Genomic DNA, 16,941 nt, shown 5'->3' with positions numbered 1-16,941 from the left:
GGGGCGCGCGGCCCGCGCGCCCCGGCACGCCACGGCAGACCCTGGCGCCCGCTCCGTACTTCCGTACTAGAGGATCACGTGCGGCAGGAAGCGGGCGTACTCGTCCGTGACCGGCCCCGACGACTCGCGGATGCCGAGGCCCGCCGACTCGTTCTCCACGACCCAGGCGCCCAGTACGACGCGGTTGCCGTCGAAGTCGGGCAGCGGCGCGAGCTCCTGGTAGCAGCAGGGCTCGTCCCGTACGACGGGTGCGGCGCCCGGCTCGTGGAGGGTGACCCCGGCTCCCTCGCGGCCCAGGAGCGGCTTGGCGACATAGCCGCCCTCGTCGGCGAGTTCGCGGGGGCCGTCCAGGTAAGCGGCCAGCAGGTTCGGGTGGCCCGGGTACAGCTCCCACAGGATCGCCAGGAGCGCCTTGTTGGACAGGAGCATCTTCCAGGCCGGTTCGATCCAGCAGGTCGTGCCCGTGCCGCCGCCGTTGTCGAGGGTGTCCAGGACGTGCGGGCCGAACTCGTCGGTGACCAGCCACTCCCACGGGTAGAGCTTGAAGCAGCTCCGGACGAAGCGCAGCCGGTCGTCGACGAACCGGCCCGACAGCCGGTCCCAGCCGATCTGTTCGACGGAGAGCGCCTCGGTGGTGATCCCGGCCTGTTCGGCGGTCTCGCGCAGATACGCGACCGTCATCAGGTCCTCACCGATCTCGTCGCCCTCCGAGTGCACGAAGTGCAGCGGTCCCGGCGGCAGCAGGCGCGCCTGCCGCTTCCAGGCGTCGACCAGCCGCTCGTGCAGCGAGTTCCACTGGTCGGCGCCGGGGAAGCGGTCCTCCATCCAGAACCACTGCGGGCTGGCCGCCTCCACCAGGGAGGTGGGCGTGTCCGCGTTGTACTCCAGCATCTTCGCCGGGCCGTCGCCGTCGTACCGCAGGTCGAACCGGGCGTAGACGGAGGGCAGTTCGGCGCGGCGGCGCCACGACTCGGCGACCAGGGCGGCCAGCCGCGGGTCGGTGATGCCGAGTTCCGCGAACCGGTCGTTGTCGACGATGTGCGCGGCGGCCGCCAGGCACATGCCGTGCAGCTCCTCGACGACCTCCTCCAGCGCCTCCACCTCGGGGAGGGTGAAGGAGTAGTACGCGCTCTCGTCCCAGTACGGCCGCAACGAGCCGTCCGGGTAGCGGGTGAGCGGATAGACGCAGCCCTGCTCCTCGACGGTGCGCTGCCAGTGGGGGCGGGGTTCTATGGTGTGGCGCTTCACCGGGCGTCCTAGCCGCCGCCGGTGCCCGAGCAGCCGAAGCCGCCGCGCTGCACCGACGACTTGTTGAAGCTGCCGCCCTCGGCCCTGCCGTCGCGGGCGGACCCGCCGTAGTAGTACGAGCCGCCTCCGCTGCCGCCGCTACCACTGCCGCTGCTGCCGCTGCTGCTGCTGCACTTGTAGTCGGGCAGCAGTTCGCGGCTGATCCGGTCGACGCACCGCTTGTCCGGCTCCGAGCTGCCGCAGGAGGTGAGGGTCAGCGCGAGCGCCCCCATCCCTCCCAGCACGACGTGACTCGACCTCAGTCTGCGCATGGACTTCTCCCCCGTTGACGCGTGGAACGCCGCACAGACTAGAGGCCGGTCGCACATGAGTGCTACGGCGGGGTCCGGCAGCACCGCGGCGGCATCGCTGCCGTGCTGCGGCAGGCCCACGCTGTGCCGGGCGGGCCGTACCGCCGTCTTACGGCAGCGCCCGGCACAGGGCGTCCAGAGCGCCCTTCCACGCGCTGTCGGTGGGTGTGGCGTACCCGACGACCAGGCCGTCCGCGACCGTGCCACCGGCGCCGCGCGGCACGTCCGGGTGGCGGAAGCTGTCGAGGCCCTGGAGGGCGAGGTCCTGCATCGCGGCGGCGCGCAGCGCGGACCGTTCGGTGCCGGTCGGCAGCTCGAGGACGGCGTGCAGCCCGGCGGCGATGCCGCTGACGCGGACGCCCGGCGCGCGTTCGGCGACGGCGGCCACGAGCTGGTCGCGGCGCCGCCGGTAGCGCAGCCGCATCGTACGGACGTGCCGGTCGTAGGCACCGGAGGTGATGAACTCGGCGAGCGTCAGCTGGTCCAGGGAGCTGGACACCCAGTCGATGTCGCCCTTCGCGGCGAGCACGTCCGGCACGAGGTGCCGGGGCAGCACCATCCAGGCCAGGCGCAGCCCGGGCGCCAGGGACTTGCTGGCGGTGCCGAGGTAGACGACGTGTTCGGGGTCGAGGCCCTGGAGGGCGCCCACGGCCTTGCGGTCGTAGCGGAACTCGCCGTCGTAGTCGTCCTCCAGGACGAGCCCGCCGGTGGCCCGCGCCCAGTCGACGGCGGCGGCGCGGCGCTCGCGGTGGAGGGTGCCGCCGAGCGGGAACTGGTGGGCGGGCGTGAGGAGGACGGCGCCGGGCCGGCCGGTGCCGCGGGCGAGTTCCTCGGTGCGGGTGCCGTGCCCGTCCAGGGGCAGCGGCGGGGTGCGGAGGCCGGCGTCGTGGAGGAGGCGCCAGTGGTGGTCCAGTCCGTACGACTCGACGGCGATGTCCCGGACCCGGCGGGCGTGCAGGACCGGGCCGAGCAGCATCAGGCCGTGGGCGAAGCCGGAGCAGATCACGATGCGGTCGGGGTCGGCGTGCACGCCGCGGGCCCGGGCCAGATAGTCGGCGAGGACGGTGCGCAGTTCGGGGCGGCCGCGCGGGTCGCCGTAGCCGAACGCCTCGTGCGGGGCGGCGGTGAGGGCGCGGCGGGCGGCCTTGAGCCAGTCGGCGCGGGGGAAGGAGCCGAGGTCGGGGGTGCCGGGGTGCAGCGTGTGCAGGGGCCTGACGCGGCGGGCGTCGCGGCCCGCGGGTGCCGTCCGCTGCCAGGGCAGGGGGCCGGAGGTGGCGTGCGCCACGGCCGGGGTGCGGGGCGTGGCGCGGCGGGCGACGCGGGTCCCGGAGCCCTGCCGGGCGGTGAGCCACCCCTCGGCGACCAGCTCGGCGTACGCGTCGGCGACGGTGTTCCGGGCGACGCCCAGGTCGGCGGCGAGCGTCCGCGAGGACGGCAACCGCGTGCCCGGCGTGAGCCGCCCGGTCCTGACCGCCTCCCGCAGGGCGTCCATGAGGCCGGCGCGCAGGCCACCGGGTCCGCGTATCTCCAGGTGCAGGTCGACGCCGGAAGTGGCCCAGGAATCCGTCATACGACTGGACCATACAGCCGGACCAACTGCCGCGTAGCTTCTAGGACATGACGACAGACACGAACAAGAACACCACGACCGCGACGACCGCCGCGCCGTACGCTCCCGAGGAGCCGGCCCGCATCGTGATCCCGGAGCACGCGCCGGAGGTCTACAAGGCGATGGTCCGGCTGGACGCGGCGGCGCTGGGCGGCATCGACCCGGTCGTCGGCGAGCTGGTGAAGATCCGCGCCTCCCAGCTGAACCACTGCGCGTTCTGCCTCGACATGCACACCAAGGACGCGCTGGCGGCGGGTGAGACGGTCGAGCGGATCGTACAGCTGAGCGCGTGGCGGGAGTCGCGGCACTTCTACACGGAGAGGGAACTGGCGGCGCTGGAACTGACCGAGGCGGTCACGCTGCTGACGGAGGGCTTCGTCCCGGACGAGGTGTACGAGCGGGCGGCGGAGCTCTTCGACGAGAAGGAGCTGTCGCACCTGATGGGGTCCATCGTGGTGATCAACGCATGGAACCGTATCGCCGTGACGAGCCGCTCGGTCCCCGGCCACTACACGCCCGGCCAGTTCAAGGGCCACAAGTGAGCGGCGACGCGGTGAGCGTGTTCCGCGCCCTGCACCGGGGCCGGGCCCCGGACGACCCCCTGGTCCTCCCGGGCCCGTGGGACGCGGCGAGCGCGCGGGTGTTCGTGGAGGCGGGCTTCCCGGCCCTGGCGACGCCGTCCGCGGGGGTGGCGGCGTCGCTGGGGTACGAGGACGGGGAGACGCCGCCCGACGAGATGTTCGCCGCGATCACCCGTATCGCCCGAGCGGTGGACGTCCCCGTGTCGGCGGACATCGAGTCCGGCTACGGCCTGCCGCCGAAGGAGCTGGTGGCACGGGTCCTGGACACGGGCGCGGTGGGAGTGAACCTGGAGGACAGCGAGGCGGGCGCGCTGCTCCCCGCGGAGGCCCAGGCTGCCCGGCTGGCGGAGGTACGGGCGGAGGCGGGCGGCCGTCTGTTCCTGAACGCCCGGGTGGACACATATGTCCGCGGCGTCCAGGACCCGGAGGAGACGATCCGCCGGGCCCGTCTGTACCTGGAGGCGGGCGCGGACTGCGTGTACCCGATCCTCGCCCCGCCGGAGCACCTCCCGCTCCTGACGGCGGAGATCAGGGCGCCGCTGAACGCCCACCCGCTGCCCGACGGCGGCCCGACGATCCCGGAACTCGGCCGCCTGGGCGCCACCCGCATCACGTTCGGCCCGGGCCCGCACCGCCGCACCATGGCGGCGCTACGGGAGATCGCGACGGCCCTCCAGCGGCTGGGCCTCGTCGTCCCGGCCGCGCGAGACGGCCCTCTTCTGGTTCACCACCGTGGCGGCGACTCCGACGACGAGGACGACGGACACGGCCCCGTACACCCACCGCAGCCACGTCGACCGGTCGTCTCCGGTGATGGAGATGTACGACAGGTAGGCCGCGGCGATCAGCGGGAAGAAGGTCTGTACGGACAGTCGGGACTGGGGTTTCGCGGACATCGGCGCTTCTCCTTGTGTCACATCCAGGGGGTGACCCCTCAGGACGGGGACGCGCCGTACCGCCGGAAGGTTGACCGCGGGAAGCCACCGGCCCGTGTCCCGGACCGGGATGGGGGCGTTGGTCCGGTTATGACCAAGACCAAGCGTGTCCTCGCAGCCCTCGCCGTCACGGCCGGGGCCGCCGCCCTCTCCGCCCCGACCGCGCACGCGGGCGTCGTCCCCGGCGGCCTCCCGGTCGGCCCCGGCGGCCCGTCCCTCCTCAGCCAGGTCGACGACCTGTCGGCGAGCAACGTCTCCCCCGAGTACCGCCACCAGGTCCCCAGGATCACCGAGCAGTTCGGCGGCCTGAGCGGCGTCCAGGAGCTCGGCCAGCTCCGTCAGGCGGTGGCCCCGGTGGCCCCGGCCCTGGGCCTGGTCCCGGGCATCGGGGGCTGAACCCGCCGCACCGCCCGTTCGGCTCGGCACCGGCCGGGAACGAACGCAGAAGGCCCCTGTCGCCACCGGGAGAAGCGGCCGACAGGGGCCTTCTGCCCGTCCCCGTACACCGACCCGACGTCGGGCGCCTACAGCGCCTCGTTCGCCTCAGTCCCGTGGCTGCCGTGGTGGCCGGGCCCGGCCACAGGCTCGTCCGGCGGGCCTTCAGTTCTCCTCTTGAGGTGCCTCCCCCAGCACACGCTCCGCAATGTGCCGACGCCACTGAGAGGCGCCGTCGCCCTGCGTGGCCAGCCAGGCAGCGGCCTCGCTCGTTTCGTCGTCCAGGATGGCCAGCACGATGTGGACCGACGACACGTGCCCTTCCTCCCTTTCCCGCGTCAAGCGCGCGGCCTGCAACAAGGCAGCTTTGAGGTGTTCGGTGATGCGGAGACCGGCCTGGACGGGATCTCCGTTCAGCGTGTGTTCGGACTCCGGCTCCCGGACCGCGCGGGGAGGATCCGGTGGCCCGATCCCGCAAGCGACGGCGAACGCTGTCCAGTCGCCTTCGGCGACGCGGAACACGGCGGACAGCACGTCCAAGGTCCCCACTGCTCTCCCACGGGCGGCGACCACCGCGCTGTTGAGGACCCGCAAAGCGTCGTGCCCAAGCCCTACGCAGTCTTCCGCCGCTTCCATGCCTGTCGCCGACACGGGGTCGGAGACCGGCAGGCGGTCCGGGATCGCGCCGCGCAGCCACGGCAACAGCAGTGCGAGAGCCAAGGCGACCACGGCCACGACGCGCGGCCAGACGCCTCCCGACTGGTAGATCACCGTGGACAGCACCTCGGCCTCGTCGGGATACCGGGCCCTGTCCGCGAGCGGCATGCCTGGCGGTGCGACGGATGATGGATACCGCGTCACGCGGATCGCGCCGCTGAGCGCGTAGAGGAACACGAAGCCCATAGCGGCGAGCACGGCGCCCGACCGCCGCCCCACGCGAAACTGCGCCGCCGCCGCCGGCGCCAGCTCGTCCCTGGCGAATCTCCGCACCAGTTCGGGCCAGCGACGGAACACCAGTTCCGCACCCGCCCGGTACCACAAGCACAGAGCCACGGCGACGATCAGCGTGGCGAGGGCGCTGACGGCGGACTCGACCAGCGCGGCGCCGGTCGCGACCGTCGTCCAGCAGAGAACGGCGCCGGTGAACAGTCCGAGGGCGAGACAGAGGCCGAAGCCCACCGACGCCGTCCAGGACGAGGACGCCAGCCGTGCGTCGCCTCCCCGGTTCCGGAGGAAGACGTTGGTCCGGATGCCTCGTAGCAGGGCAGATCCGACGGGATATCCGACGATCGCGGCTGCCACCGCCGTGCTGTTCCGTGCGACCCAGGTGCCGGCCGCAAGCAGGCCCAGATGCAGTTGCAGAGCGGGAATGGCTACCGCTGCGGCGAACCCGAGCAGGAACGCCCCGTAACCACCGAACCGCAGGGCCCGTTCCGGCGCGCGCAGTGCCTGCAGTCGCTTGACAGCGAAGGGGTGACGGTTCCAAGGCCGACGAGCCACAGCGCTGATCCGCGACGGGCCGAACTTCTTCGCATTGCGGTTGCGCTGGGTTTCCTGGAGCCACCTGACGGACTTCTCGACGGGCTCCAGGCTTCCCAGCGAAGCAGCGGCGCGCAGATCGGCCCGGATCTCGCATGACCGGACAAAGCTCCAGTAGCCGAAGACCGCCACCAGAGTCGCCACGCTGCCCCGCCAGACGAACTCGAGAACGTAGCGCGAGAAGGCCGTATCGCGGACACCCAGCAGAATCAGGATGGGCAGTGCCCACAAGGCGACGAGCGCGAGGGTGCCTCGGTACAGCGCTTGGGCGAGGTACTGAGTCCGCAGCTCCTCTCGCGCCAGATGGCCGTACTCATGGGCGATGACGCCATCGAAGACGGCACGGTCCTGCCGGAACACGTCCAGGAGACTCATACCGACCCGGAGCACCGGGGCGCTGGCCCGGCCGGAGATCTCGGCAGGACCCACCTCGAGGGTGTACCGGACTTCGACCGCGCCGCGCCGCCCGGGCTTCTCACCGATGGCGATGCGCTCACCGATGCTCCGGATAGCCGCTGCCTCGGCAGGGTACTGCTCGTCGAGCGGGCTGGGGTCCCTGTGGTGGTTGCTCCGCGCCCGCCAGTCGTAGAGCATGCAGGCGGCCACCCAGCCCGTGAAGCCGAAAAGCATCTCCAGTCCGTCGATCCGGTCGAAGGGCGCGGCGCATTCGGTGGTGATCCGCAGCCAGCGCCCGGCATCGGCCGGGCCCTCGACGACGGGGACGGCCGCGGTCGCCTGGGCGTCACAGCGACTCTGCGGGCCCTCCGGTTCGATGATCGCGTCCACTCCGACCCACACCAGGTATCCCACGAACATGCAGAGCATGTAGCAGAGGGCTGCCACCGCGCCTACACCGATCAGCCGGGGCGAGCGGACGGACAGCAGGTCTCGCATGGGAGGACCCCGCTCAGGCTTCGGGCGGCGAGGTCTTCACCACCAGTGCACCGACGATCGCGTTCGCGGCTGTCTCGCGGACGCCCTCGCCTTCACCGATCTTCATCCTCGCCAGCTCTTCGAGCACCGTTTCGCGGACGGCGCGGAGCGTCTCGGGCGCGGGCTCGGCCGGTACGGGAAGCTCGCGACGGCGGCGCCACCATCCGCGGGAATCGCGGAACCGCTCGGAGAGACGGTCGCTCAACGCACCCTCGACAGCCGCGCCCGCGACACCAAGGGCGAACTGTGCGGCGGCGACGATCACGACGGTCATCGTCGTCCCGTCGATCTCTCCGAAGCCGGACCGCGGCCCGACCTTGCGGAATGCCCGGGGATCACGCTCATAGGAGGAATAGGAGGCTTCAAAGTGCCGCAGCTCCTGTGGAGCGACTTGCTCAAGGGCTGTGCGGGCGAGTTCCTTCCCGGTGATCACAGGTCGGGTCACGCTCTGCGGGTCGTTTGAGCCGGAATTCATCTTGCATTACCCCCTCCTGAGTGCACGTCAGCGTATCGCGAGGCCTCTGGAGATTGCGGGGGAATTAGTGACTTCCTGATCCGCGCACACCTCGACCGCCACACTGTTCGATTTCCCTGCGTGACTGGCTCAGAAAAAGCCGCCTTTGGGACGGGAGACACACGCCCGCGCGGCCGTCGGTGTCTGAACGGCCCGGCCGCTCAGGGTCGACGAGGGGTGCGAGGAGGTTTGCGGTTTCGTGGGACCGGCGGCTGATCGCCACGTGCGGCAACGGCGTCCGGAGCATACGACGGCGGGTGGGCCCGTTGCCGGGCCCACCCGCCGTGCGCTCGCCGGGCTACTTCTTCGGGAGCCAGGTCTTCCAGGTGGCCTCGTTGGCCTTGACCCACTTCTCGGCCGCGGCCTCCGGGGACAGCTTCTGGTCGGCGATCATCGCGGCGACCTCGTTCTGCTGTTCGGCGGTCCACTTGAAGTTCTTCAGGAACTGGGCCGCGTCCCCGCCGTCCTTGGCGAAGTCGGCGTTGAAGTACTTCTGCAGCGAGGTCTGGGCGTAACCGCAGGCGACCTTCTTCGCGTCGGCGTCGCAGCCCTCCTTGTACTCGGGCAGCTTCACCTCGACCAGGTCGACCTGCGCGTTCAGCCACTGCGGCGTCCACCAGTAGGTGATGAACGGCTTCTGGGCCTTGTAGTTCTCCTTGATCTGGGTGATCTGGGCGGCCTCGGAACCGGCGTAGACCGTCTTGTAGTCCAGCTTCAGGTTGTTGATGATCGCGTCGTCGTTGGTGGTGTACGACGGCGAGCCCTCCAGCAGCTGGCCCTTCTCGCCGCTCTCCGCGGTCTTGAAGAGGTCGCTGTACTTGTTGAGGTTCTTCCAGTCCGTGATGTCCGGGTGCTTGTCCACCAGGTACTTCGGCACGAACCAGCCGATGTGGCCGACCACGCCGAGGTCGCCGCCGGCGACGACGGACTTCTTGTCGTCGACGTACAGCTTGATCTTGTCCGGGGCGCCGCCCCAGTCCTCCAGGACCGCGTCGACCTTGCCGCTGTTGAGGCCGTCGATGGCGACGGACTCGTCGAGCTGGGTGAGCTTGACCTTGGTGTCGAGCTCGGTCTCCAGGATGTGCTTGGCGACGGCCGCGTTGGCCTCGGCGCCGACCCAGGAGGGCACCGCGATGGTGACGTTGCCGGAGCCGCCGCTGCTGCCCGACGAGGAGTCGGTCTTGGCGGCGCCGCAGGCGGTCAGGCCGGTGATGCCGAGTACGACGGCGGCGGCGGTGGCGGTGCGGACGAGGTTCTTTCTGGTGGTGTTCATATGAGGGTGTCTCTCATTTCGGACGGGCAGGCGGGGGTTCCTGCGAGGAGCCCCGGGCGGGGGAGCCGGGACGGGGGGACGGGGGGACGGGGGGGACGGGGGGACAGGGGGTGGACGGACGGTCTAGTGGGTGCCGGTCTGCTTGCCGGCGCGCTGTGTGGCGCGGTCCAGGACCAGACCCAGCAGCACGATCGCGACACCGGCGCTCAGGCCGATGCCGAGCTGGCTCTTCTGGAGGCCGTAGACGACGTCGTAGCCGAGCGCGCCCGAGCCGACGAAGCCGCCGACGATGACCATGGCGAGCACGAGCACCACGCCCTGGTTGAGGGCGAGCATCAGCGCGGGACGGGCCAGCGGCAGCTGCACCTGGCGGATCTGCTGGAAGGTGGACGCGCCCATGGAGCGAGCCGCCTCCAGCGTCGACGCGTCGACCTGGCGCAGGCCCTGCACGGTGATCCGGACGACGGCGGGCAGCGCGTACAGCACGGCCGCGGCGACGGCCGCGGCCCGGCCCACGTTGAACAGGGCCACCACCGGGATCAGGTAGATGAACTGCGGCAGGGTCTGCATGGTGTCCAGGACGGGCCGCAGCATGCGTTCCAGCAACGGCACCCGGGCCGCCGCCACTCCGATCGCGAACCCGAGGGCGAGCGTGACGACGACGCCCGCGATCGCCTGGGACAGCGTGTCCAGGGAGTGGCCCCACAGGGAGCCGTCCGACACGGCGATGACGCCGACGCCGGCCATCGCCAGGGCAGCGGTGGTCATCGCACCCCAGCCGCCCGCGAGCAGCGCGCACGCGGCGACCAGCAGGACCAGCAGCCACCACGGCATGGTGGTCAGGCCCTCCCGGAGCGGGTTGAGCACCCACAGGGTGAAGCCGTCCGCCCAGGCGCGGGTGCCGCCCACGACGGGTACGCCCTCGGCCAGGTGTCCGGTGAACCAGTCCACGGCGCCGTTGACGGGCGGGGCGATGTCCACCTCCCATGCCTCGGGCCACTCGGCGATCAGCAGCCGCCACCCGGTCACGCTCAGCGCCACGCCCGAGACGGTCGTGACGGTCCAGGCGCGCCAGCCGTGCAGCCAGGGAGAGCCGACCGGGTCCACGCCCTCGCCGAGCCGCTCGCCCGCTGCGGACGTCACGCGGTCCAGCCAGACGGCCAGCAGCACGATCGGAATGCCCGCGGCGAGCGCCCCGCCGACGTCGACGGTGGACAGCGCGCGGAACACCTCCTCGCCGAGGCCGCCGGCGCCGATGACCGAGGCGATGGTGACCATGGACAGCGCCATCATGATCGTCTGGTTGAGGCCGAGCAGGATCTCCTTGCGGGCCAGCGGCAGCCGGGCGGTCAGCAGTCGCTGCACCGGGCTCGTGCCCATCGACTGGGCGGCCTCCATCACGGACGGGTCCGCGCCGCGCAGACCGAGCGAGGTCAGCCGGGCCATCGGCGGGGCCGCGTAGATGATCGTGGCGATCAGCGCGGACGGCACACCGATGTCGAACAGCAGCACCAGCGGCAGCAGATAGGCGAACGCCGGCATGATCTGCATGGTGTCCAGGAGCGGCCGCAGGATCCGCTCGAAGCGGTCCGACAGGCCCGCGCCGAGTCCCAGCAGCGCGCCGATGACCGCCGCGACGGAGACCGCGACCGCCATGAGGGCGAGGGTCTCCATGGTGGCCTGCCACATGCCGAGCATCCCGCTCACCGCGAAGGCGGCGAGGGTGACACCGGCGAGCTTCAGCCCGCGCCTGTCGCGCAGTCCGCCGACCCGCCAGGACAGCAGCACGGCGGCCACGGTCACCGGGAGCCAGCCGACGCTCTCCAGCAGGCCGGTCATCCAGGCGACCGAGCCGTCGGACCAGTTGCTCACGTGCAGCAGGAAGTAGAGGAAGACCGGGTTGCTGTCCCGGTTGTTGACGACCCAGCTGTAGACGTCGTCCAGGGGCTCCTGGACGTTGACGGTCAGCGCGGACGGCCAGGTTCCGCTGCCCCACAGCACGGCGGCGAGCGGCACGAGGACGGCCGCGGCGACGCCCAGCGGCAGCAGGCGGCGCACCAGCGGGTGGGCGGGCAGCAGCGAGCGCCACCCGGCGGGGGCGGGTTCCTTGGCGTCCCCGGCGTCCTGGGCCGGTGCGACCGGCGTCACGGCGGACGCGGCGGACGCGTTGTCCGTGTCCTTCAGCACCGCGGCCTCCTCTGATTCCGGTCCCGGTTCCGGTCTCTTCTGGGCGGGGGTGGGGGTGGTCGCGGTCATGCCGCCGCCTTCCCCAGGGGGACCCCTGCGACGACCGACAGCAGACTGCGGTGGTCGACGACGCCCAGGCACTCGCCGTTCTCGACGACGCAGGCGGCCTTGCCGCTGCGGGCGACGGTGTCGATGGCGTTGACGACGACCGTGTCCGGGTCGAGGGCGCCGGGGTGGTCGGGGCCGCCGCAGTCGCCGGCTCGCATGGCGGTGCGCACCGTCATGACCTGCTCGCGCGGCACGTCGCGGACGAAGTCCCGTACGTAGTCGTCGGCGGGCGCGCCGACGATCTCCTCGGGGGTGCCGAGCTGCACGATCTCGCCGTCGCGCATCAGCGCGATGCGGTCGCCGACGCGGAGCGCCTCGCTCAGGTCGTGGGTGATGAAGACCATCGTGCGGCCCTCCTCCTGGTGGAGCCGGACGACCTCCTCCTGCATATCGCGGCGGATCAGCGGGTCGAGGGCGCTGAACGGCTCGTCGAAGAGGAGGACCTCGGGGTCGACGGCGAGCGCGCGGGCCAGGCCGACGCGCTGCTGCTGTCCGCCGGAGAGCTGGCCGGGCCTGCGGTGCTCAAGGCCCTCCAGGCCGACCTTGGCGACGAACTCGGCGGCCTTGGCGCGCCGCTCGGCCTTGGCCATGCCCTGGATCTCCAGGCCGTACGCGACATTGTCGAGCACGGAGCGGTGCGGCAGCAGGCCGAAGTGCTGGAAGACCATGGCGGCGCGGTGCCGGCGCAGGTCGCGCAGCCGGTTCTTGTCCATGGCGAGCACGTCCTCGCCGTCGATCTCCAGCGTGCCGGAGGTGGGCTCGATGAGCCGGGTGAGGCAGCGCACCAGGGTGGACTTGCCGGAGCCCGACAGGCCCATGACGACGAAGACCTCGCCCTTGCGGACGTCGAAGGAGACGTCGCGGACGGCGGCGGTGCAGCCCGTACGGGCGCGCAGTTCGGCCTGCGAGAGTCCGGCGAGCTCGGGGTCGCCGGGGATGCGGTCGGCCTTCGGGCCGAAGACCTTCCAGAGGTCGCGGACGCCGAACACGGGGGTGTTCTGGTTCTCGACAGCGTTCATCGGGTCTCACCATCCAGCAGTTCGGCGGCCTTCTCGCCGACCATGAGGACCGCCACCATCGGGTTGACGGTGGTCATCGTCGGGAAGACGGACGCGTCGGCGACGCGTATGCCCTCCAGGCCGCGCACCCTCAAGTCCGGGGTGACGACCGCCTGTTCGTCGTCGGCGGCGCCCATCTTGCAGGTGCCGGCCGGGTGGTAGACGGTGTGCGCGACCTTGCGGGCGTACTCGCTGAGCTCGGCGTCACCGGTCACCTCGGGGCCGGGGCAGACCTCGCGCTTGAGCCAGCCCGCCAGCGGCTGGGTCTTGGCGATCTCGCGGGCGATGCGGATGCCGTCGACGAGGGTGCGGGCGTCGTAGTCGTCCTCGTCCGTGAAGTAGCGGAAGTCGAGGGCGGGCTTCACCTCGGGGTCCGCGCTGGTCAGGTAGAGGCGGCCGCGGCTGCGCGGCTTGGGTATGTTCGGCGTCATCGACACACCGTGGGCGGGCTTCTCGTAGCCCAGCCGCTCCGGGTTGTCGGTGAACGGGATCTGGTAGAAGTGGAACATCAGGTCCGGGCCCGGCTCGTCCGGATCGCGGCGGACGAAGAGCCCGGCGTCGCTGTCCATCGCCGAGTTGTCCGGGATGGGCCCGTCGGTCTCCCAGACGATGACCGACTCGGGGTGGTCGAGCAGGTTCTCGCCGACACCCGGCAGGTCGTGGGTGACGGGGATGCCGAGCGCCTCCAGGTCCCGCTTCGGGCCGATGCCGGAGTGCATGAGGAGCCGGGGCGTGTCGACGGCGCCCGCGCAGAGGACCACCTCGCGGCGGGCCGTCAGCAGCGTCTCGGTGCCGTCCTTGCCGCGGACGTGGACGCCGCGCGCCCGGTTGCCGTCGAGTTCCAGCCGGTACGCCCAGGTCTCCAGCAGGATGTGCAGGTTGGGCCGCTCGTCCATCACCGGGTGGAGATACGCGACGGACGCGGAGGACCGCTTGTTGTTCTCCGGGTGGTAGGCCAGGTCGAAGAACCCGACGCCCTCGTGGAAGGGCTTCTTGTTGAAGCCCTCGACGCGCGGGACGCCGAGCGCGTTCTGCGCGGCGTCGACGAAGTCGCGGGCGATGGCGTTCCGGTCGTTCTCGTCGACGGGGACGATGTTGTTGAGGAGCCGGTCGTAGTACGGGTCCATGGCGGCGGCGCCCCAGCCGTCCGCGCCGGCCTCGGCCCACTCGTCCCAGTCGACGGGGAGCGGCTTGAACGAGATGAGCGTGTTGTGGGAGGAGCAGCCGCCGAGGACGCGGGCGCGGCTGTGCCTGATGTGGGAGTTGCCGCGCGGCTGCTCGACGGTCGGGTAGTCGTAGTCGAGATCGCCGCCGAGCAGCCCGAGCCAGCGGCGCAGGGTGAGGACGTCGGGGCGGTCGCGGTCGTCGGGGCCGCCCTCGACGACCGCGACGGTGACGTCGGGGTCGGCGGTGAGGCGGTGCGCGATGACGGAACCGGCGGTGCCGCCGCCGACGATGACGTAGTCGTACTCGGTGCTATGAGGAGTGTTGGTGCTCATGTGTGTGTTCCTGCGTCCCTGTTCGGTCGCTGTCCGGTCGCTGTCCGGTCGATGTGCGGTCGAAGTCAGCCCTTGAACCAGCGCACGGGGCGCGGGGTGAGGTTCTGGTAGACGTGCTTGCTCTCGCGGTACTCGGCGAGGCCGGCCGGGCCCAGTTCGCGGCCGATGCCGCTCTTGCCGAAGCCGCCCCACTCCGCCTGCGGGAGGTAGGGGTGGAAGTCGTTGATCCAGACGGTGCCGTGGCGGAGCCGGGCGGCGACGCGGCGGGCGCGGCCGGCGTCGGCGGACCAGACGGCTCCGGCGAGTCCGTACTCGGTGTCGTTGGCGAGAGCGATGGCCTCGTCCTCCGTACGGAACGTCTCGACGGTGAGGACGGGGCCGAAGACCTCCTCACGGACGATCCGCATGCCGCGGTGGCAGCGGTCGAGGACGGTCGGGCGGTAGAACCAGCCGTCGGCGAGCTCCGGGTCCGTGGGGCGCTCCCCGCCGGCGCGCAGGACGGCGCCCTCGGCGAGGGCGGAGGCGACGTAGTCCTCGGTGCGGGCCAGCTGCTGTGCGGAGACCAGCGGGCCGCACTCGACGTCGGGGTCGGTGCCCCGGCCGATGCGGATCTTCTCGGCGCGGCGGGCGAGTTCGGTGACGAACCGTTCCCGCAGGGACTCCTCGACGATGAGCCGGGAGCCGGCCGAGCAGACCTGGCCGCTGTGGATGAAGGCGGCGTTGAGGGCCTGGTCGACGGCGGTGTCGAAGCCGTCGGCGGTGGTGCAGGCGTCGGCGAAGACGACGTTGGGGTTCTTGCCGCCGAGTTCGAGCGCGACCTTCTTGACGCTGTCGGCTGCGGCGCGCATCACCTTCGTGCCGCTGACCAGGCCGCCGGTGAAGGAGACCAGGTCGACGTCGGGGTGTTCGGCCATGCGGGCGCCGACAGGGTCGCCCGGGCCGGTGACCAGGTTGGCGACGCCGGCCGGGAGTCCGGCCTCGGCGAGCAGACGCATCAGGGCGACCGTCGACAGCGGCGTGATCTCGCTCGGCTTGATGACGAAGGTGTTGCCGGCGGCGAGCGCCGGGGCGATCTTCCAGCTGGCCTGGAGCAGCGGGTAGTTCCAGGGGGTGATGAGGGCGCACACACCGACCGGCTCCTGGACGACCACGCTGTGGATGTCGGGTGAACCGGCGTCGACGACGCGGCCGCCGCTCTCGTTCATGACGAGGTCGGCGAAGTAGCGGAAGGCGTCGCTGACGCAGTCGACGTCGACGCGGCCTTCTTCCAGGGTCTTGCCGGCGTCGCGGCTCTCCAGGAGCCCGATGGTCTCGCGGTCCCGCTGGAGCAGGTCGGCGACCCGTCGCAGCAGCGCCGCCCGTTCGGCGACCGGTGTCGTGGGCCACTGGCCCCGGCCGTTGTCGAATGCCTCGCGTGCGGCGGCGATCGCGGCGTCGGTGTCCTCGGCCCCGCCTTCGGCCACGACCGCGAAGGTCGTGGCGTCGGCCGGGTCGAGGATGTCCCGGGTGGCTCCCGAAGTAGCAGTGCGCCACTCCCCAGCCACGTAAATGCTCTTTTTTTCCTGTTCCGACACTTCGCGTGTTGCCTTCCGTACCCGGTGCGGTCAAGTCCGGCCGTAACCGGCGACCCGGGCACCTGCCCTGGGTGGTGGAAAGCATGCGCAAAAGTGGCACGGGTCACTTACATGACATCCACCGTGTCCTCGACACCCCCCTGGATGTCGTCCTGTACGCGCAGTCCCGACACCCACAGCGGCATCAGCCAGTGCACGACGAGGGCCGTCACGAGCACGGTGAAGACGAGGTGACCGCCCAGCTGAATGTCGGTCGCCCACAGCACGGCGCCGAACGCGGCCGTACCGAGGCCGAGCAGCCAGGTGGTGATGCGGTGCGCGAGAGCGCGGACCCGGTCGCGCTCGGCGAGCTGCCGCTCGTCGAGCATCCGGCCGCGCAGTTCGAGCAGGCCGCGGGTGGCCGCGTTGATGCCACCGTTGGCGATCATCCAGGGCAGCAGCAGGCCGAGCATCGCGAAAATCGCCCAGAAGGCGCCGCCGACGACCACACCGAGCCAGGAGGCCACCGTGGAGGCGGTGAGTACGACGTGCACGCCGACGAGGGCGCGCCTGCGCGCGGCCGTCGCGTAGAACGGCGCGGTGTCGCGCCGGTTCATGAGCGCGTACATGTGCCGGTCGTAGCGTGTAGCGGTGTTCATGAGTTGGTCCTCCCGTGGTCCCCGTAGATCTCGTTCGTGAGCGGCTGGAAAGGCTCCAGGGAGAACAGCGCCTCCACGGGGAGCCGGAAGAAGGCGGCCAGCTTCAGCGCCAGGTCGAGGCTGGGGTTGTACTGCCCGCGCTCGATGTAGCCGATGGTCTGGTAGTGGACGCCGACCGCTTCGGCGAGTGCCTGTCTCGACACCTTCCGTTCGGCTCGCACCACGGCCAGCCTGTTGTGCACCTGCTCGCTCATGTATAAGAAGTACTACATTCGATAGCGCTCGCGCAACAATCCATATGGATGATGTGCTTGGCCGCACACACGCCGGTCGAGGGGCGGCGGCCCGGACGGGAGGACCTGCTGCGGCTGCTGAACCGGCTCTTCGGCGAGCGGGGCCCGGGCGCCTGCTGCGACTGCCGGGTGCGATCGCGCTGCCGCGGGCGGCGCTCGTCCTGGCG

The 16,941-nt window shown here is 71.3% G+C and carries 13 protein-coding genes and 1 pseudogene; 2 read left to right on the top strand and 12 right to left on the bottom strand.

What is annotated here, in order from left to right; translation table 11 throughout:
* Nucleotides 1-66: 66 nt before the first annotated feature.
* From FVS66_RS33485 to FVS66_RS33475, 3 genes are all read right to left on the bottom strand, one after another.
* Complete coding sequence (locus tag FVS66_RS33485; RefSeq protein ID WP_149185001.1) at nucleotides 67-1,248, bottom strand: glutathionylspermidine synthase family protein; 1,182 nt, start codon at nucleotides 1,246-1,248, stop codon at nucleotides 67-69.
* An 8-nt stretch (nucleotides 1,249-1,256) separates the two neighbouring features.
* On the bottom strand, nucleotides 1,257-1,559 hold the full coding sequence (locus FVS66_RS33480) for a hypothetical protein (RefSeq protein WP_149185000.1): 303 nt from the start codon (nucleotides 1,557-1,559) through the stop codon (nucleotides 1,257-1,259).
* 148 nt (nucleotides 1,560-1,707) lie between these two features.
* The gene (locus tag FVS66_RS33475; protein ID WP_149184999.1) at nucleotides 1,708-3,168 is read right to left on the bottom strand and encodes a PLP-dependent aminotransferase family protein; all 1,461 of its coding nucleotides are present in this window, start codon (nucleotides 3,166-3,168) and stop codon (nucleotides 1,708-1,710) included.
* A 47-nt stretch (nucleotides 3,169-3,215) separates the two neighbouring features.
* Here FVS66_RS33475 and FVS66_RS33470 point away from each other — a divergent pair, with 47 nt between their 5' ends.
* Both FVS66_RS33470 and FVS66_RS36425 read left to right on the top strand, forming a co-directional pair.
* A complete protein-coding gene (locus tag FVS66_RS33470; RefSeq protein WP_149184998.1) occupies nucleotides 3,216-3,749 on the top strand; it encodes a carboxymuconolactone decarboxylase family protein in 534 nt (177 codons plus the stop codon).
* Nucleotides 3,746-4,462, top strand: a pseudogene (locus FVS66_RS36425) (isocitrate lyase/phosphoenolpyruvate mutase family protein); the annotation flags it as partial. The gene FVS66_RS33470 and the pseudogene FVS66_RS36425, both read left to right, overlap by 4 nt.
* Before the next feature lie 861 nt (nucleotides 4,463-5,323).
* On the opposite strand, the gene FVS66_RS33460 reads toward FVS66_RS36425, so the two are convergent.
* From FVS66_RS33460 to FVS66_RS33420, 9 genes are all read right to left on the bottom strand, one after another.
* Nucleotides 5,324-7,591 (bottom strand): M48 family metalloprotease, encoded by a 2,268-nt coding sequence (locus FVS66_RS33460; RefSeq protein ID WP_149184997.1) that lies wholly within the window; start codon nucleotides 7,589-7,591, stop codon nucleotides 5,324-5,326.
* 13 nt (nucleotides 7,592-7,604) lie between these two features.
* Complete coding sequence (locus FVS66_RS33455; RefSeq protein ID WP_149184996.1) at nucleotides 7,605-8,063, bottom strand: hypothetical protein; 459 nt, start codon at nucleotides 8,061-8,063, stop codon at nucleotides 7,605-7,607.
* Nucleotides 8,064-8,442: 379 nt separating this feature from the next.
* Nucleotides 8,443-9,417, bottom strand: coding sequence for an ABC transporter substrate-binding protein (locus tag FVS66_RS33450; protein WP_149184995.1), 975 nt, complete (start codon nucleotides 9,415-9,417; stop codon nucleotides 8,443-8,445).
* 123 nt (nucleotides 9,418-9,540) lie between these two features.
* The gene (locus tag FVS66_RS33445) at nucleotides 9,541-11,673 is read right to left on the bottom strand and encodes an ABC transporter permease subunit (RefSeq protein ID WP_149184994.1); all 2,133 of its coding nucleotides are present in this window, start codon (nucleotides 11,671-11,673) and stop codon (nucleotides 9,541-9,543) included.
* Nucleotides 11,670-12,731, bottom strand: coding sequence for a glycine betaine/L-proline ABC transporter ATP-binding protein (locus tag FVS66_RS33440; protein ID WP_149184993.1), 1,062 nt, complete (start codon nucleotides 12,729-12,731; stop codon nucleotides 11,670-11,672). The genes FVS66_RS33445 and FVS66_RS33440 overlap by 4 nt, the downstream gene beginning before the upstream one ends.
* Nucleotides 12,728-14,269 carry a GMC oxidoreductase gene (locus FVS66_RS33435; protein WP_149184992.1) on the bottom strand — a complete coding sequence of 514 codons (1,542 nt, stop codon included), beginning with the start codon at nucleotides 14,267-14,269 and terminating at the stop codon, nucleotides 12,728-12,730. Before FVS66_RS33435 ends, FVS66_RS33440 begins: the two co-directional genes overlap by 4 nt.
* 65 nt (nucleotides 14,270-14,334) lie before the next feature.
* A complete protein-coding gene (locus tag FVS66_RS33430) occupies nucleotides 14,335-15,813 on the bottom strand; it encodes an aldehyde dehydrogenase family protein (protein ID WP_187645814.1) in 1,479 nt (492 codons plus the stop codon).
* A 137-nt stretch (nucleotides 15,814-15,950) separates the two neighbouring features.
* Nucleotides 15,951-16,481 (bottom strand): hypothetical protein, encoded by a 531-nt coding sequence (locus FVS66_RS33425; RefSeq protein ID WP_149184990.1) that lies wholly within the window; start codon nucleotides 16,479-16,481, stop codon nucleotides 15,951-15,953.
* Entirely contained in the window at nucleotides 16,478-16,735 is a 258-nt protein-coding gene (locus FVS66_RS33420; RefSeq protein ID WP_149184989.1) for a helix-turn-helix transcriptional regulator, read from the bottom strand. The genes FVS66_RS33425 and FVS66_RS33420 overlap by 4 nt, the downstream gene beginning before the upstream one ends.
* Nucleotides 16,736-16,941: the final 206 nt, after the last annotated feature.

This window comes from Streptomyces sp. TRM49041, assembly GCF_008271805.1.
Taxonomy (GTDB): domain Bacteria; phylum Actinomycetota; class Actinomycetes; order Streptomycetales; family Streptomycetaceae; genus Streptomyces.
Note: the sequence above shows the minus strand (reverse complement) of the source record. Positions and strands in the feature narration are given on the sequence as shown.

Bases quoted from the DNA above. Each gene is read 5' to 3' on its own strand.
- FVS66_RS33480 (WP_149185000.1), bottom strand. From the start codon at position 1,559: ATGCGCAGACTGAGGTCGAGTCACGTCGTGCTGGGAGGGATGGGGGCG.
- FVS66_RS33475 (WP_149184999.1), bottom strand. From the start codon at position 3,168: ATGACGGATTCCTGGGCCACTTCCGGCGTCGACCTGCACCTGGAGATA.
- FVS66_RS33470 (WP_149184998.1), top strand. From the start codon at position 3,216: ATGACGACAGACACGAACAAGAACACCACGACCGCGACGACCGCCGCG.
- FVS66_RS33460 (WP_149184997.1), bottom strand. From the start codon at position 7,591: ATGCGAGACCTGCTGTCCGTCCGCTCGCCCCGGCTGATCGGTGTAGGC.
- FVS66_RS33450 (WP_149184995.1), bottom strand. From the start codon at position 9,417: ATGAACACCACCAGAAAGAACCTCGTCCGCACCGCCACCGCCGCCGCC.
- FVS66_RS33445 (WP_149184994.1), bottom strand. From the start codon at position 11,673: ATGACCGCGACCACCCCCACCCCCGCCCAGAAGAGACCGGAACCGGGA.
- FVS66_RS33440 (WP_149184993.1), bottom strand. From the start codon at position 12,731: ATGAACGCTGTCGAGAACCAGAACACCCCCGTGTTCGGCGTCCGCGAC.
- FVS66_RS33435 (WP_149184992.1), bottom strand. From the start codon at position 14,269: ATGAGCACCAACACTCCTCATAGCACCGAGTACGACTACGTCATCGTC.
- FVS66_RS33425 (WP_149184990.1), bottom strand. From the start codon at position 16,481: ATGAACACCGCTACACGCTACGACCGGCACATGTACGCGCTCATGAAC.
- FVS66_RS33420 (WP_149184989.1), bottom strand. From the start codon at position 16,735: ATGAGCGAGCAGGTGCACAACAGGCTGGCCGTGGTGCGAGCCGAACGG.